The organism is Baekduia sp., from assembly GCF_035318805.1.
Lineage (GTDB): Bacteria > Actinomycetota > Thermoleophilia > Solirubrobacterales > Solirubrobacteraceae > Baekduia.
Map to the genome: position 1 here is coordinate 1 of NZ_DATHDY010000019.1, position 14,163 is coordinate 14,163.

Here is a 14,163-nt window from a genome sequence, read left to right on the forward strand (position 1 = left end):
TGCCCTGCGCGGCAAGCGCAAGCCCGAGTACACCCCCCACGTCGACACCGGTGACTTCGTCATCGTCGTCAACGCGGAGAAGATCTCGGTCACCGGCAACAAGCGCGCCGAGAAGCGCTACTACCGCCACTCCGGCTACCCCGGCGGGATCAAGTCCCGCACGCTGGAGGAGATGCTGGAGCGGCGCCCAGAAGAGGTCATCCGGCTCGCGGTCAAGGGCATGCTGCCCCGCAACCGCCTCGCCCGCAAGCAGCTCACGAAGCTGAAGGTCTACGCCGGCCCGGATCATCCGCACGTCGCGCAGCAGCCTCAGCCCCTGGAGATCAAGTCTTAGGCATGTCCGACCAGACGCCGCAGGATCCGCAGGACGAGCAGCCGACGACGCCCGAGGGCGCGGCTGCCGACAACCAGGCCGAGGAGACGCCCGCCGAGGCGGCTCCGGCTCCGGCCGCCGAGGAGGCGCCGGCTGCCGACGAGGCGCCCGCCGCCGAGGAGGCGCCCGTCGCCGCCGAGGCTCCGGCCGAGGAGGCCGCCCCGGCTCCGGCCGTGCCGCAGGCCGCCGACGCCGAGCAGGTCGACGAGCACCTGGAGGACGACGAGGACGAGGCGCCCGCCGCTCCGCGCGTCAAGCCCGCGATCCCCGGCGCCGACCTCGAGGTCGACATCGTCGTGGACGGCGACGATCGGGCGGCCGGGTCCTGGTCCGAGGACCACGATCCGGACGGCGACGAGCCGGTCGTGACGTCCGACGACGAGCACGACGTCGTCGACGAGCAGCCGATCACGGCGCAGATCCAGCTGGCCGACGACGCGCGCTACCGCGCGACGGGCAAGCGCAAGACCGCCATCGCGCGCGTCATCCTCAAGCCGGGCACCGGGGTCTACACGATCAACGGCCGGACGATGGACGAGTTCTTCCCACGCGCCACGCTCCAGCGCACGATCCGCCAGCCCCTGGAGACGGTGGGCTACGAGGACCGCATGGACGTCGTGGCTCGCATGCACGGCGGCGGGGTGTCGGCCCAGGCCGGCGCGCTGCGCCACGGCATCTCCCGCGCGCTGCTGGAGGCCGATCCCAACCTGCGCACCGAGCTCAAGCGCCGCGGCTTCCTGACGCGTGACGCGCGCGCCAAGGAGCGCAAGAAGGCCGGCCTCAAGAAGGCGCGCAAGAAGCCGCAGTTCAGCAAGCGCTAGCGATGGCGGTGCCACCGGCCCGCCGGCTCTTCGGAACCGACGGCGTCCGCGGCGTCGCCGGCGAGGTCCTGACCGCGGAGCTCGCGCTCGCGCTGGGTCGTGCGGTCGCGACCCAGTCGCCGGTCGACCGGCCGCGCGTGCTGGTCATCCGCGACACGCGCGAGTCGGGCGAGATGCTGGAGGCCGCGCTGGCGGCGGGGATCACCTCCGCCGGCGGCGACGTGCTCCTCGGTGGCGTGCTGCCGACGCCGGCCGCGCCGCTGCTGCTCGGGCGCTACAAGCTCGACCTCGCGGCGGTCATCTCCGCGTCGCACAACCCGTACGCCGACAACGGCATCAAGTTCTTCGGCCCGGACGGCTTCAAGCTCTCCGACGCCGACGAGTCCGCGATCGAGCGTCTGCTCGACGAGCAGGCCGACGTGGGTGGCGGAGCGGCCATCGGCCGCGTCAGCGAGCTGCACGGCACGCTGGAGGACTACCTCCGCGAGCTGCAGACGCGCTTCGCCGAGCTCGACCTCACCGGCGTCAACGTCCTCCTGGACTGCGCCCACGGCGCGACGTACCGCGCCGCGCCCGAGATCTTCCGGCGCCTCGGCGCCGACGTGAGCGTCCTGGCCGACGCGCCCGACGGGCGCAACATCAACGCCGGCTGCGGCTCGACGCACATCGCCGCGCTGGCGCAGGCCGTCGTCGACGGCGGCCACGACCTCGGCTTCGCCTTCGACGGCGACGGCGACCGCGTGCTCGCCGCCGACCGCCACGGCACCGTGGTCGACGGCGACGAGCTGATCGCACTCGCCGCGCTGAGCCTGCGCGAGCGGGGCCGGCTGTCGGGCGGCGTGGCCGTCACGGTCATGACGAACTACGGCTTCCACCAGGGCATGCGCGAGGCGGGCGTCGAGGTCGCGATCACCTCCGTCGGCGACCGCTACGTGCTCGAGGAGCTGCGCGGCCGCGGCTGGTCGCTGGGCGGCGAGCAGTCGGGCCACATCATCGACATGAACTTCGTGCCGTCGGGCGACGGCATCGCCAGCGCGCTGCTGACGCTGGAGGCCCTCGCCGGGCGCGACCTCGCGGAGCGCGCCAGCATGCAGAAGCTGCCCCAGCGGCTGGTCAACGTGCCCGTCGGCGACCGCGACGCCGCGATGGCGAGCGCCGAGCTGACCGAGGCGGTCACCCGTGAGAGCGAGGCGCTCGAGGGCCGCGGCCGCGTGCTGGTGCGCCCGTCGGGGACCGAGCAGCTGGTGCGCGTGATGGTCGAGGCGCCGACCGAGGACGAGGCGGACGCCACCTGCGATCGGCTCGTGTCGATCGTGCAGGGCTCCGCGAGCACCGCCTAGCCGCGTGGGTCCCTAGCCCGCCGCGGGTTTCGCCCCCTGGGCGAAGACCCGCAGGGAACCTGGCCCTCTGAGCCAGTGTTCCCCTAGCCCCCGCCCGGACGGCCAGGGTGGCGTGGGCTGTCGTTGGTACCCTCGACATCCCTCCGGCGGGCGGTCCAAGCCCGGTCGGGCGCAGCATCCGGACCCGTACCTGATCCGAAAGAGGAGGCCCCGTATGTGCGGCATCGTCGGCTACGTCGGCAAGCGCCCCGCGCAGGAGATCCTGCTCGCCGGCCTGCAGAAGCTCGAGTACCGCGGGTACGACTCCGCGGGGATCTCGGTGATCGACCAGGACGAGATCGAGTCGGTCCGCGCCGTGGGCAACCTGGCCAACCTCCGGGCCGCCGTCGAGGCGCAGGAGGCCACCGAGGCCGGAGGCGGCACCGCCGTCGCCACGCGCGCCGGCACCACGGGCATCGGCCACACGCGCTGGGCGACGCACGGGCGCGTCAACGAGGAGAACGCCCACCCGCACTTCGACACGACCAACCGCGTGCACGTGGTCGTCAACGGCATCGTCGAGAACTACCTGGCGCTCAAGCAGCGCCTGGCCGGCCTCGGGGCGCGCTTCACGAGCGAGACCGACGCCGAGGTCATCGCGCACCTGATCTCCCACCACCTGGGCGCGCGCGGGTCGGCGTCGCTGATCGACGCCGTGCGTGGCGCCTATGCCGAGCTGCAGGGCCACTTCGCGTTCGTCGCGATGTCCATCGAGGAGCCCGAGACGCTCGTCGGCGCCCGTCGCGAGTGCCCGCTGATCGTCGGCCGCGGCGAGGGCGAGACCTTCCTGGCCTCCGCGATCCCCGCCTTCCTGGCGAGCACGCACCGGGTGCAGTACATCGAGAACGGCGAGATCGTCGTGGTCACGCCTGAGGGCACGACGTTCCTGCTGCCCGACGGCACCGTGCTGGACCGCGAGGTCGTCGAGATCGACTGGGACGAGGAGACCGCCGAGAAGGGCGGCTTCGAGACGTTCATGCTCAAGGAGATCCACGAGCAGGCCGACGCCGTCGCCGAAACCATCGCGGACCGCACCGTGCGCGCCGACGGCGTGGACCTCGCCGAGGAGGCGAGCTTCGACGAGGAGCTGCTGCGCGACGTCAACCGCATCATCGTCGTGGCGTGCGGCACCTCCTACCACGCGGGCCTCATCGGCCGGTACGCGATCGAGGAGTGGGCGCGGATCCCGGTCGAGATGGACGTCGCCTCCGAGTACCGCTACCGCAACCCGGTCGTGGGCCCCGGCGACCTCGTCATCGGCATCACGCAGTCGGGCGAGACCGCCGACACGCTGGCCGCGATGCGCCTGGCCCGCGAGCGCGGCGCCAAGGTGATCGCCATCACCAACGTCATGGGCTCGCAGGCCACGCGCGACGCCGACGGCGTGCTCTACACGCGGGCCGGCCTGGAGATCGGCGTCGCCGCGACCAAGACGTTCGTGTGCCAGGTCGCCGTCGTCTACCTGCTGGCGCTGCGCCTGGCCGAGCTGCGCGGCACGCTGGACGCCGAGCAGCGCACGCGCCTGGTCGCCGAGCTCAAGCGCGTCCCGCACGAGATCGACGAGCTGCTGCAGGGGCTCGACCTCGACGCCGTCGCCCAGAAGCACTTCGGCCGCGAGTTCTTCCTGTACCTGGGCCGGCACGTCGGCCTGCCGGTCGCGCTGGAGGGCGCGCTGAAGCTCAAGGAGATCTCCTACATCCCGACCGACGCCTACGCGGCGGGCGAGATGAAGCACGGGCCGATCGCCCTGCTGGACGAGTCGACGCCGGTCGTGTGCATCGCCACCGACTCGCCGATCCTCGACAAGGTGGTGTCCAACGTGCAGGAGGTGCGCGCGCGCGGGGCGCACGTCATCGCGATCGCCAGCGAGGGCAACATCGAGATCGGCGAGCATGCCGACGAGGTCGTCCGGATCCCGGCGATGGACTGGATGCTGCAGCCGCTGCTGGCGGTCATCCCACTGCAGGTGCTGGCTTACAAGATCGCGCGCCTGCGCGGGCTGAACGTCGACCAGCCGCGCAACCTCGCCAAGACCGTCACGGTCGAGTAGGGGTGCCGGCCCGCCCGCCCGGCGGCGTCGGGCTCGACCTCCTGGAGATCGACCGGCTCGAGGCGGCGCTCGCGCGCCGGCCGGCGCTGGCGCAGCGGCTGTTCACCGACGGCGAGCGGGCGTACGCCGCGGGGCGATCGCGGCCGGGGCAGCACCTGGCGGCGCGCTTCTGCGCCAAGGAGGCCGTCGCCAAGGCGCTCGAGCTCGACGCGTGGTCGTGGCAGGACATCGAGGTCGTCAGCGATGGCGGCCCGCCCCGGATCGTGCTGCACGGACCGCTCGCGGGGCTGGTCGGCGAGGTGGCCGTGTCGCTGACGCACTCGCGGGAGACGGCGGGAGCGGTGGCGATGGTGCGCGCGTGACGCCGGCCGACCCGCTTCCGGCGTGGATGCAGCCGCTGCTCGACGTCGAGCAGCTGCGCGCCACCGACGCCTGGGCGATCGAGGAGCTCGGCATCCCGGGCGTCGTGCTGATGGAGCGCGCGGGCGAGGGCCTGGCGCGCGCGGTGGCCGACGTCGCGCCCGGGGGCGACGTGGTCGTCGTGTGCGGCGCCGGGAACAACGGCGGCGACGGATACGTCGTGGCACGGCTGCTGCGCGAGGCCGGGCGGGCCGTGCGGGTGCTGACGACGGCGGACCTGTCGCGGCTCAAGGGCGACGCCCGGATCCAGCTCGAGCGGCTGCCGGGCGACGCGCCCGCGGCCTTCGCGCCGCGCGCGCTGGAGGGCGCGGCCGTGATCGTGGACGCCATCCTCGGCACCGGCTTCACCGGGGTGCCGCGCGACGACGTCGCGGGCGCGATCGCGGCCATCAACGCGTCCGGCGCGCCGGTGGTCGCGGCGGACGTGCCGAGCGGCGTGGACGCGGCGACGGGCGCCGTCGAGGGCGAGGCCGTGCACGCCGCGGTGACCGCGACGTTCCACGCCGCGATGCCCGGCCTGTGGATCCTGCCCGGCAAGGCGCACGCGGGCGAGGTCACGGTGGTCGACATCGGGATCCCGCACGAGGGCGCGCCCGTGCAGCCGTACATCGGGCTGATCGGCCCGGGCGTCCTGGACACCTACCCGCGCCGCGGGCAGGACTCGACGAAGTTCGCGTCCGGCCATGTCCTCGTCGCGGGCGGCTCGCGCGGCATGACGGGCGCGGTCTGCCTGTCGTCGTCGGCGGCGATGCGGGCCGGCGCGGGCTACGTCACGGCGTGCGTGCCCGACTCGCTGAACGACATCTTCGAGATCAAGCTCACCGAGGTGATGAGCGCGCCGCTGCCCGACGACGGCGGCGCCCACACCGCGGCCGGAGCGCAGGACGTGCTGGACCGCGCCCGGACGCGTGGCGGGACGCTCGTGGTGGGGCCGGGGCTGGGCCGCACCGAGGGCGCGTTCGCGTTCGCACGGCGCCTCGCGCGCGAGGCGTCGGTGGCCCTCGTGCTCGACGCCGACGGGCTGAACGCGATCGCCGGTCACCTGGAGACGCTGCGCGACCGCGACGCGCCCGCCGTGCTCACGCCGCACGCGGGCGAGCTGGCGCGCCTGCTGGAGACCGCCTCCGACGCGGTCAACGCCCGGCGCCTGGACCACGTGCGCGAGGCCGCTCGGCGCGCGGGTTCGATCGTCCTGCTCAAGGGCGACGACACGATCGTCGCCGAGCCGGAGGGACGTGTCGCGATCTCGCGCGGGGGCAGCCCGGCGCTCGCGACCGCCGGCACCGGCGACGTCCTCTCCGGCGTGATCGCCGCCTTCCTCTCCCGCGGCATGACGCCGTTCGACGCGACCTGCGCGGCCGTCTTCGTCCACGCCGAGGCCGGCCGCCGCGCCGCCGCCGCGCTGTCGGGCCCCGACGGCGTCATCGCGTCGGACGTGATCGACGAGCTGCCGCACACGCTGGACTGACAAGCGCTCGACTAGAGTCCTCGCCGCATGGCCGCCACCGTCGCCGACATCATGGAGCGCGATGCGCCGTCCATCACCCTCGATGCCGGTGTGGAGGACGTCGTCGCCCGGTTCCGGGACGAGGACGTCTCGGCGCTGCCGGTCGTCAACGACGGAGGGCGCTGCGTCGGGATCGTCACCGAGCAGGATCTCGTCATCGCCGACGAGGAGGGCGACCTGCACATCCCGCACTACATCGAGCTGTTCGGCGGCCTGGTGTTCTTCCCGCCCGAGCTGCGCGTGTTCGAGCGCCGGCTCAGGAAGGCCGCCGCGGCGCGCGTCGCGGACCTGATGACCGAGCCGCCGGTGACCGTCGAGCCGTCGACCACGCTGCACGAGGCGGCGCACGCGATCGTCGAGCGTGGCCACAGCCGGCTTCCCGTCGTCGAGCACGGCCGCTACGTCGGGCTGGTCACCCGCGCCGACGTCCTGGCGGCGCTGAACGCCCTGGAGGCCTGAGCCGCGTGGCGGTGCGTGCGCTGGCCCGCGTCAACCTCGCCGCGATCGAGCGCAACGTCGCGCGGATCGCACGGGACGCCTCGGGGGCCGCGGTCTGCGCCGTGGTCAAGGCCGACGGCTACGGCCACGGCATGGTCCCCTCGGCCCGCGCGGCGCTGCGCGGCGGCGCGACCTGGCTGGCCGTCGCCACGGCGCTGGAGGCGCGCGAGCTGCGGGCGGCGGAGCTGGGCGACGACGTCCCCGTGCTGCTCCTCGGCGCCCTGAGCGACGAGGAGCTGCCGATCGCGCTGGAGTCCGGCGCCGACCTCTCGGTCTGGACCGTCGAGATGGTGCAGGCGCTGGTCGCGGCCGGCCGGCCGGTCCGCGTGCACGTCAAGCTCGACTCCGGGCTCGGCCGGCTCGGCACGCGGGACGCCGAGGAGGCCGACGCGGTCGCCGCGGCCGTGGCCGCCGCCGAGAACCTCGAGCTCGTCGGGGCCTGGACGCACTTCGCCACCGCCGACGAGCGTGGCGACGCGTTCATGGGCGAGCAGCTCGCGCGGTTCCGGGCGTGGGCGGAGCCGCTGCGCGCGCGCCACCCTGGCGTGCTCCTGCACGCCGCCAACAGCGCCGCGACGCTCCGCGACCCCGCCACGCACTTCGACCTCGTCCGCCCGGGCATCGCGATCTACGGCATGGACCCATTTGGCGAGGACCCGGCCGCGCGCGAGCTGGAGCCCGCACTCGAGTTGGTGTCCTACGTCGCGGCGGTCAAGACCACCGCCGCGGGGGACAGCGCGGGCTACGGGCGGCGCTTCGTGGCGGCGCGCGAGACGCTGCTGGCGACCGCGCCGATCGGGTACGGGGACGGCTACCGCCGTGGGCTCGGCGACAAGGCCGAGGCGCTCCTGCACGGCCGCCGCATCCCGCTGGTCGGCACCGTGTCGATGGACAACGTCACCTTCGACGTCGGCGCCGCGGGCCTCGGTCCCAAGGTGGGCGACGACGTCGTGCTGATCGGCGCCCAGGGCGGCGAGCAGGTCACGGCCGAGGACCTGGCCAGCTGGCTCAACACCATCAACTACGAGGTGACGTGCGGGATCTCGGCCCGCGTGCCGCGCCACCATCACCGCGACGGCGAGGTCGTCGACGAGTGAGCGCACCGGCTCTCGACGCCGCACGGGCCGCGCTGGCCGGCGGTGAGCTGGCCTGGGTCGTGGGCGGGGCGGTGCGCGACGCGCTGCTCGGACGGGCGACCGCCGACGTCGATCTCGTCGTCGCCGGCGACGCGCGCAGCGCCGCGCGCACGCTGGCCCGCGACGCCGGCGGCCCGGCCTTCGAGCTGTCGGGCGAGTTCGGCGCGTGGCGGGTCATCGGCCCCGAGCGCCGGTGGCAGGTGGACATCGCCCCGCTGCAGGGCGGCTCGCTGGACGAGGATCTCGCCCGACGCGACTTCACCATCAACGCGATGGCCGAGCCGCTGGCCGGCGGCGACGTGGTCGACCCGCACGGCGGCGCGCGGGACCTTGCGGCGCGCCGGTTGCGCATGGTGTCGCCGGCGAGCTTCGACGACGACCCCCTGCGCACCCTGCGCCTCGCGCGCTTCGCCTCCGAGCTGGACCTCGAGCCCGATCCCGACACGGTGGCGGCCGCGGCGCAGCGGGCGCCCCGGATCGCCGAGGTCGCCGCCGAGCGCGTCTTCGCCGAGCTCAAGCGCGTCGTCGCCGCCGACCGCGTCCTCGACGGCCTGGCGCTGATGGACCGCCTCCGGCTGACCGAGCACGTGCTCCCCGAGATCACGGCCCTGCGCGGAGTCGAGCAGAACCGCTACCACCACCTCGACGTCCACGACCACACGCTTGAAGTGCTGGCCGAGACGGTGGCGCTGGAGCGCGATCCGGGCGCCGTCCTCGGCGAGGAGCTCGCCGGGCCGATCCGCGCCTATCTGGCGCAGCCGCTGTCGGACGAGCTGACCCGCGGCGTGGCACTGCGCTTCGGCGCGTTGCTGCACGACGTCGCCAAGCCCGAGACGCAGACGCGCCACGAGGACGGCTCGATCCTCGGCTTCCCCGGCCACGCCGACCTCGGGGCCGAGCGCGCCCGCGCCGCGCTCACCCGCCTGCGCACCAGCGAACGGCTGCGCGCGCACGTCGCGCTGCTGGCGCGCCACCACCTGGGTCTCGGCTACCTGGTGCACCAGGCGCCGCTGGACCGCCGCGCCATTCACCAGTACCTGGTCAAGACGTCGCCCGTGGAGGTCGACGTGTCGCTGCTGTCGATCGCCGACCGCCTCGCGACGCGCGGCCGCAAGGCCGACGAGGCGATCGCCAAGCACCTCGAGATCGCGCGTGTCGTCCTGCCCGAGGCGCTGGCCTACGCCGACTTCGCCGCCCAGCCGCCGCTGGTACGCGGCGACGAGCTGGCCCGCGCCCTGGGCATCCGGCCCGGCCCGGCGCTCGGGACGCTGCTGGCCCAACTGGAGGAGGCACGCTTCGCCGGCGAGATCACCACGCCCGACGAGGCCATCGAGCTGGCGCGGAGGCTGGTGGGCTGAGGAGCGGGCGCGGTGCGGCCGGCGTCGGGGACTGGCGTCGTGGACGCCGGGGAGCCGCCGGCGTCTGTGCCGGCGCGTTCGAGCCTCCGGCGTCGGGGCGTTTCAGCTCGGCGCGCCGCCGAGGGGCCGGCCTGATCTGGCGATCAGCGACGACAACCCGCCCTTGGCCGCGCGCCGGCGTGGTCGGTCTCCGCGGGCGCCGCGGGCGGGGGTGGGCCTGTTGGGCGCGGTGTGGCCGCGGCGTCCGGGCCCACGTCGGGCTTGGGGTGTTCGGGCTGCCGGGTGGGCCTGTTGGCCGCGGTGTGGCCGCGGCGTCCGGGCCCACGTCGGCCCCGACGCCGATCGGGAGTCGTGTCGCGACGCCGGCGCCGCGCGCGGGGATCGTTCGGGCCTGAATTGCCACCGCCGCGCGATGCATGCTGGATAGACCCCGTGTATCGGGGTCTATCCGACGCGGATCCCCGCCGCTCGGCCCGCGGACGACCGGCGAGGCCGGGGGCTCGGCCGGCGCATGTTCCCGTCATCGACCCCCGGACCCCGCTCCGCCGACCCTGAGCGCCCGAGCGGAACGCCCCGGCGCCGGCAGCTCGGCGGCGCCGGCACACCACGCCCGCGCCACGACGGCGTACACGACGCCAGTCCCCGACGCTCGCGCCCCGGCCCCCGACGCTCGCGCCCTGAGCCCGCCCTACGCCGCCGCCGTCGCCTCCGCGCTCCGTGCGATCGTCGCCATGACGACGTCGCCCGCGGCGGCGACCGTCGCGTAGTTGACGTTGTCGGCGGTGTCGGTCGGCCAGTGGTAGTTGGCCGGCACGAGGTGCTCGGTGACCGAGCCGAGGGAGGCGACCTCGTAGCCGCGGCGCAGCGGGACCAGGCCGTCGGTCGCGAACGTGAGGCGCATGCCGCGCCGCAGCCGGACGCCGGCGTCGCGGGCGGCGGCCGCCACGCGCTGCTTCTGGGCCGACGGGTACTCGTACATCCGCAGGAAGCCCTCGCCCTCGATCAGCACCAGCTCGGGCGAGCCTACGGTGTCCAGGCACAGGAAGCTCGTGCGCTCCACCGGCAGGCGGCCGAAGTGGCGGCGGGCGAAGGCGAGCATGCCCTCCTGGTTGGCCTCCTCGGCGCCGGCCGACAGCAGGATCACGCGGACGCCGGGCGGTGGTGGGCTCGCCTGCAGGCGACGGCCGACCTCGAGGAGCACCGCGACGCCGCTGAGGTTGTCGTTGGCGCCCGGCACGACGGGCTCGCGGCTCATGTGCGCCATGACGGCCGCGGTTCCCGCGGCGAACGCGCCGCCGAGCGCCGCAGCGCGGCGGCCACCCGTGAGCCCGCCGACGGCGACCGCGACCGGCCCGCCGATGACGAGGCCCATCAACGGCGGCCAGCGGTCGATGCGGTCCATGACCGCGGGCACCTTCTCCACCAGGAACTTCGCGGCGCTCTGGTCGAAGATGAAGCTCGTGCGCGCTGCGTCGTGGTGGGCGTGGATGACGAGGGTGTGCGCGGCTTCGGGGTCGCCGAGCTCGGCGACGACGTTCGTCGTCGTCTGGCGCTTGAGGAAGCGCCGCAGCGTGCGCTTGCGCCCGCCGGTCAGGTCCTGCCAGATCCCCGCCGCGGCGAGCGCGCCCAGCACCGTTCCCAGACCGCGCCGGCCCGTCAGCACCGCCACGCCGCCCGCGGCGCCGACGCCGTTGAGCACGCCCAGCGGCGTGAAGTAGGTGCCGTGGACCGTCTCCTCGTCGACGGCGACGCGCGCGCCGCAGGCCTGCAGGCGCTCCGCGATCCACTGCGCGGCCTCGGCTTCGCCGGCGGAGCAGGGGAGGCGGTCGAGGGCCGACAGCGCCGCCACGTCGGCGTGCAGCGCCGCCTCCGTCGCGGTGGGGGCCACATCGGACATTCTGCCCCTGAGACTACTGCGGCACGTTCGGGGCACGACTGAACCGAACCTGAACGCAAAGCCCCGGCGGATAAGGTGCCGCCCATGCCCGCCACCGATCCCGACTGCCTGTTCTGCAAGATCATCGCCGGTGAGATCCCGTCGACGATCGTGGACTCCGACGACCGCACGTTGGCCTTCATGGACATCAACCCGGCGACCCGCGGCCACGCCCTCGTCGTGCCGCGCAACCACAGCGCCGACCTGCTGTCGGTCGACCCCGAGGACCTCGCGGCGACCGCGGTCGCCGCGCAGCGCCTGGCGGGCACCGCCAAGGAGGCGCTCGGCGCCGACGGCGTCAACCTCCTCAACTGCTGCGGCGAGGTCGCCTGGCAGACCGTCTTCCACTTCCACATGCACGTCATCCCGCGCTACACCGACGACGCGGTCCGGCTGCCGTGGATCCCGGCCCCCGGCGACACGGACGAGATCTCGGCCGCCGGCCAGCAGATCAAGGAGCAGTCATGAGCGCCGTCGTCCGCCTCGACCAGGACGGTCCCCTCGCCGTCCTGACCTTCGACAGCCCGCCGCTGAACCTCTTCGACGACGCGATGTTCGACGGCCTGCGCGGCGCGATCGACCAGGTCGCGGCCGACCCGCCACGCGGGCTGCTGATCCGCGCCGAGGGCAAGGTCGTCAGCGGCGGGGTGGACGTCGGCAAGGTCTTCGACGGCATGTCGCCCGAGCGCGGGGGCGCGCTGTGGGACGAGCTGCTCGAGGTCATCCACATCATCGAGGAGCTGCCGCTGCCCACGGTGTTCGCCGCGCACGGCCTCTGCCTCACCGCCGCCTTCGAGATCGCGCTCGGGTGCGACATCCTGCTGGCCTCCGAGAAGGCGAGGTTCGGGCTGGTGGAGATCGTCGTCGGCCTGACGCCCTCGATGGGCGGCCCGCAGCGGCTGGCCGAGCGGGCAGGCCCGGCGCGGGCCAAGGAGCTCATCTACACGGGCGAGCTCTACGACGCCGCGACGCTCGAGCGCTGGAACGTCGTCAACCGCGTCTACGCGCCCGACGCCTTCGAGGCGTCCGCGCGCGCGTTCGCCACCAAGATCGCCAACGGTCCCACGCGCGCGCACGCGGCGACCAAGGCGATCGTCCGCGCCCAGAAGGAGGGCGGCGCCCGCGCCGCCGACGCGATCGTGGGGGAGGTGTCCGGCGCGCTCTTCGCGACCGAGGACCTCAAGAACGCCGTGCGCTCGTTCCTGGAGGACGGGCCCGGCCGCGCGACCTACGAGGGGCGCTGAGCGGTGCGTCGCCGGACGGTCGGCCTCGCGGTGGCCACGGCGCTCGTCGCGACCGGCGCGGTCGGCGCCTCGGCGGCGACGGCGCCCGCGCCCACGCTCGTGAAGACGAGCGATCCCAAGGGCGACGTCAGCGCCGCGCCGGACCTCACGCGCGTCTCGTTGACGCGCGGCAGCGACGGGCGGCTGCGCACGTCGCTGACGCTCGCGGCCGCGTGGGACGGCAAGGCGCTGCTGGCCGACAGCGGCCCGCCCGGCTCGGTGTGCCTGAAGGCGTGGACGACGTCCGCGCCGCCCGACACGGTGCCCGACTACCTCGTCTGCGTGACCGCCGACGCCGACGGCGCCCTGCGCGGCTCGGTCCTGCACGAGCGCGCCAACAAGCTCCCCGAGCGCGTGTCCGGCGCCGACGTGTCGCGCCCGAGCACCCGCACGGTCACGCTGCGCTTCTCGCAGTCGGCGATCGGCAACCCGGCGACGCTGCACGTGGCCGGCGAGGCGACGCGCCCCGGCTGCCCGCGCGTCAGCTGCGTCGACCTCGCGCCGGACGCGCCCAAGACGCTGGCCTTCAAGCTGAAGACGGGATGAGCAAGCCTCACGCGCCGTCGCCGCGCAAGGCCTGGGCGACCAGCTTGGGAAACGGCGATGGACCGCTTTGGCGAGCCTTCGCTGCACGTAACAGCCGCAACTTCGCCGCCGGTTCGTGTTGAATGGCCGTGATGCCTCGCTTCCGTACCGTGCTGGCGGCCGTCGTGGGTGCCGGCCTCGCCCTTCCCGCCGTCGTCTTCGCGACGCTGGACAACGTGCCCGTCGTCGATCCCGGCGACGCCACCCCGAGCTGTCCCGACAAGCCCTGCTACGCCCTCGGCCGCACCACGGGCTACCAGGCCAAGGTCGGCACGAACCGCGGGCTCTACACCGTCCCCAAGGACGGCACGCTCGTGTCGTGGACGGTCAAGCTCTCCAAGCCCGGCGTCAAGCAGATCGACTTCTTCAACAAGTCGCTGGGCGGCGAGTCGCAGGCGGCGATCGCCGTGCTGCGCATGGGAACCAAGCTCCACGCGCGCCTGGTCGCCCAGGGCGAGGTCCAGAAGCTCGAGCCGTACTTCGGCCAGACCGTCGAGTTCCCGCTGCAGAAGACCATCCCGGTCAAGAAGGGCTGGGTCATCGGACTGACGGTGCCGACCTGGGCGCCGGCGCTGGCCGCGGGCCTCGGCGGCGACACGTCCTGGCGCGCGAGCCGCGCCAAGGGCACCTGCGACGACAGCCAGGCGCAGACCGCGCAGGCCGTCAACCAGATCGGCCGCTACTACTGCCTCTACCGCACCGCGCGCATCGTGTACTCCGCGCGGATCGTGTCGACGCCGTAGGGGTGCCGTAGGCGGCCAGCGAGGCCGAGGCCCACGACGGCCAGCCGTCGCCGCCGGAGGTGGGTCCCCAGTCG

The 14,163-nt window shown here is 74.2% G+C and carries 14 protein-coding genes; 13 read left to right on the forward strand and 1 reads right to left on the reverse strand.

Translation table 11 applies throughout. The features are described 5' to 3' along the window. The 9 genes from rplM to VK501_RS04990 all read left to right on the forward strand — a co-directional run. The coding region (rplM, locus tag VK501_RS04950; RefSeq protein WP_324335241.1) for a 50S ribosomal protein L13 at positions 1-334 on the forward strand (334 nt) is incomplete at its 5' end. 2 nt (positions 335-336) lie between these two features. Further along, entirely contained in the window at positions 337-1,194 is an 858-nt protein-coding gene (gene rpsI / locus VK501_RS28875; protein WP_414641061.1) for a 30S ribosomal protein S9, read from the forward strand. A gap of 2 nt (positions 1,195-1,196) precedes the next feature. After that, positions 1,197-2,534, forward strand: coding sequence for a phosphoglucosamine mutase (glmM, locus tag VK501_RS04960; protein WP_324335243.1), 1,338 nt, complete (start codon positions 1,197-1,199; stop codon positions 2,532-2,534). A gap of 214 nt (positions 2,535-2,748) precedes the next feature. Continuing rightward, positions 2,749-4,623 (forward strand): glutamine--fructose-6-phosphate transaminase (isomerizing), encoded by a 1,875-nt coding sequence (gene glmS, locus VK501_RS04965; protein ID WP_324335245.1) that lies wholly within the window; start codon positions 2,749-2,751, stop codon positions 4,621-4,623. 2 nt (positions 4,624-4,625) lie between these two features. Continuing rightward, positions 4,626-4,985: a holo-ACP synthase gene (locus VK501_RS04970; RefSeq protein WP_324335247.1), complete on the forward strand. Its 360-nt coding sequence runs from the start codon at positions 4,626-4,628 to the stop codon at positions 4,983-4,985. Beyond that, complete coding sequence (locus tag VK501_RS04975; protein ID WP_324335249.1) at positions 4,982-6,511, forward strand: NAD(P)H-hydrate dehydratase; 1,530 nt, start codon at positions 4,982-4,984, stop codon at positions 6,509-6,511. The genes VK501_RS04970 and VK501_RS04975 overlap by 4 nt, the downstream gene beginning before the upstream one ends. A gap of 27 nt (positions 6,512-6,538) precedes the next feature. Further along, a complete protein-coding gene (locus VK501_RS04980) occupies positions 6,539-7,009 on the forward strand; it encodes a CBS domain-containing protein (protein ID WP_324335251.1) in 471 nt (156 codons plus the stop codon). Between the two features lie 5 nt (positions 7,010-7,014). Next, a complete protein-coding gene (alr, locus tag VK501_RS04985; RefSeq protein ID WP_324335252.1) occupies positions 7,015-8,145 on the forward strand; it encodes an alanine racemase in 1,131 nt (376 codons plus the stop codon). Beyond that, the gene (locus VK501_RS04990) at positions 8,142-9,542 is read left to right on the forward strand and encodes an HDIG domain-containing metalloprotein (RefSeq protein ID WP_324335254.1); all 1,401 of its coding nucleotides are present in this window, start codon (positions 8,142-8,144) and stop codon (positions 9,540-9,542) included. The genes alr and VK501_RS04990 overlap by 4 nt, the downstream gene beginning before the upstream one ends. 688 nt (positions 9,543-10,230) lie before the next feature. On the opposite strand, the gene VK501_RS04995 is transcribed toward VK501_RS04990, so the two are convergent. Beyond that, positions 10,231-11,430 (reverse strand): M28 family metallopeptidase, encoded by a 1,200-nt coding sequence (locus VK501_RS04995; RefSeq protein WP_324335255.1) that lies wholly within the window; start codon positions 11,428-11,430, stop codon positions 10,231-10,233. 93 nt (positions 11,431-11,523) lie between these two features. Between VK501_RS04995 and VK501_RS05000 the strand changes: the two genes are divergently transcribed. The 4 genes from VK501_RS05000 (at position 11,524) to VK501_RS05015 (ending at position 14,089) form a co-directional block, all read left to right on the forward strand. After that, on the forward strand, positions 11,524-11,946 hold the full coding sequence (locus VK501_RS05000) for an HIT family protein (RefSeq protein WP_324335256.1): 423 nt from the start codon (positions 11,524-11,526) through the stop codon (positions 11,944-11,946). Further along, positions 11,943-12,722 carry an enoyl-CoA hydratase/isomerase family protein gene (locus VK501_RS05005; RefSeq protein ID WP_324335257.1) on the forward strand — a complete coding sequence of 260 codons (780 nt, stop codon included), beginning with the start codon at positions 11,943-11,945 and terminating at the stop codon, positions 12,720-12,722. The genes VK501_RS05000 and VK501_RS05005 overlap by 4 nt, the downstream gene beginning before the upstream one ends. 3 nt (positions 12,723-12,725) lie before the next feature. Further along, positions 12,726-13,307 (forward strand): hypothetical protein, encoded by a 582-nt coding sequence (locus tag VK501_RS05010; RefSeq protein ID WP_324335259.1) that lies wholly within the window; start codon positions 12,726-12,728, stop codon positions 13,305-13,307. 131 nt (positions 13,308-13,438) lie between these two features. Continuing rightward, a complete protein-coding gene (locus VK501_RS05015) occupies positions 13,439-14,089 on the forward strand; it encodes a hypothetical protein (protein ID WP_324335261.1) in 651 nt (216 codons plus the stop codon). The last annotated feature ends 74 nt before the right edge of the window (positions 14,090-14,163 follow it).

What these genes read in the sequence shown, in the direction of transcription:
- rpsI (WP_414641061.1), top strand. Translation starts at nt 337, where the DNA reads ATGTCCGACCAGACGCCGCAGGATCCGCAGGACGAGCAGCCGACGACG.
- glmM (WP_324335243.1), top strand. Translation starts at nt 1,197, where the DNA reads ATGGCGGTGCCACCGGCCCGCCGGCTCTTCGGAACCGACGGCGTCCGC.
- glmS (WP_324335245.1), top strand. Translation starts at nt 2,749, where the DNA reads ATGTGCGGCATCGTCGGCTACGTCGGCAAGCGCCCCGCGCAGGAGATC.
- VK501_RS04980 (WP_324335251.1), top strand. Translation starts at nt 6,539, where the DNA reads ATGGCCGCCACCGTCGCCGACATCATGGAGCGCGATGCGCCGTCCATC.
- VK501_RS05000 (WP_324335256.1), top strand. Translation starts at nt 11,524, where the DNA reads ATGCCCGCCACCGATCCCGACTGCCTGTTCTGCAAGATCATCGCCGGT.
- VK501_RS05005 (WP_324335257.1), top strand. Translation starts at nt 11,943, where the DNA reads ATGAGCGCCGTCGTCCGCCTCGACCAGGACGGTCCCCTCGCCGTCCTG.
- VK501_RS05015 (WP_324335261.1), top strand. Translation starts at nt 13,439, where the DNA reads ATGCCTCGCTTCCGTACCGTGCTGGCGGCCGTCGTGGGTGCCGGCCTC.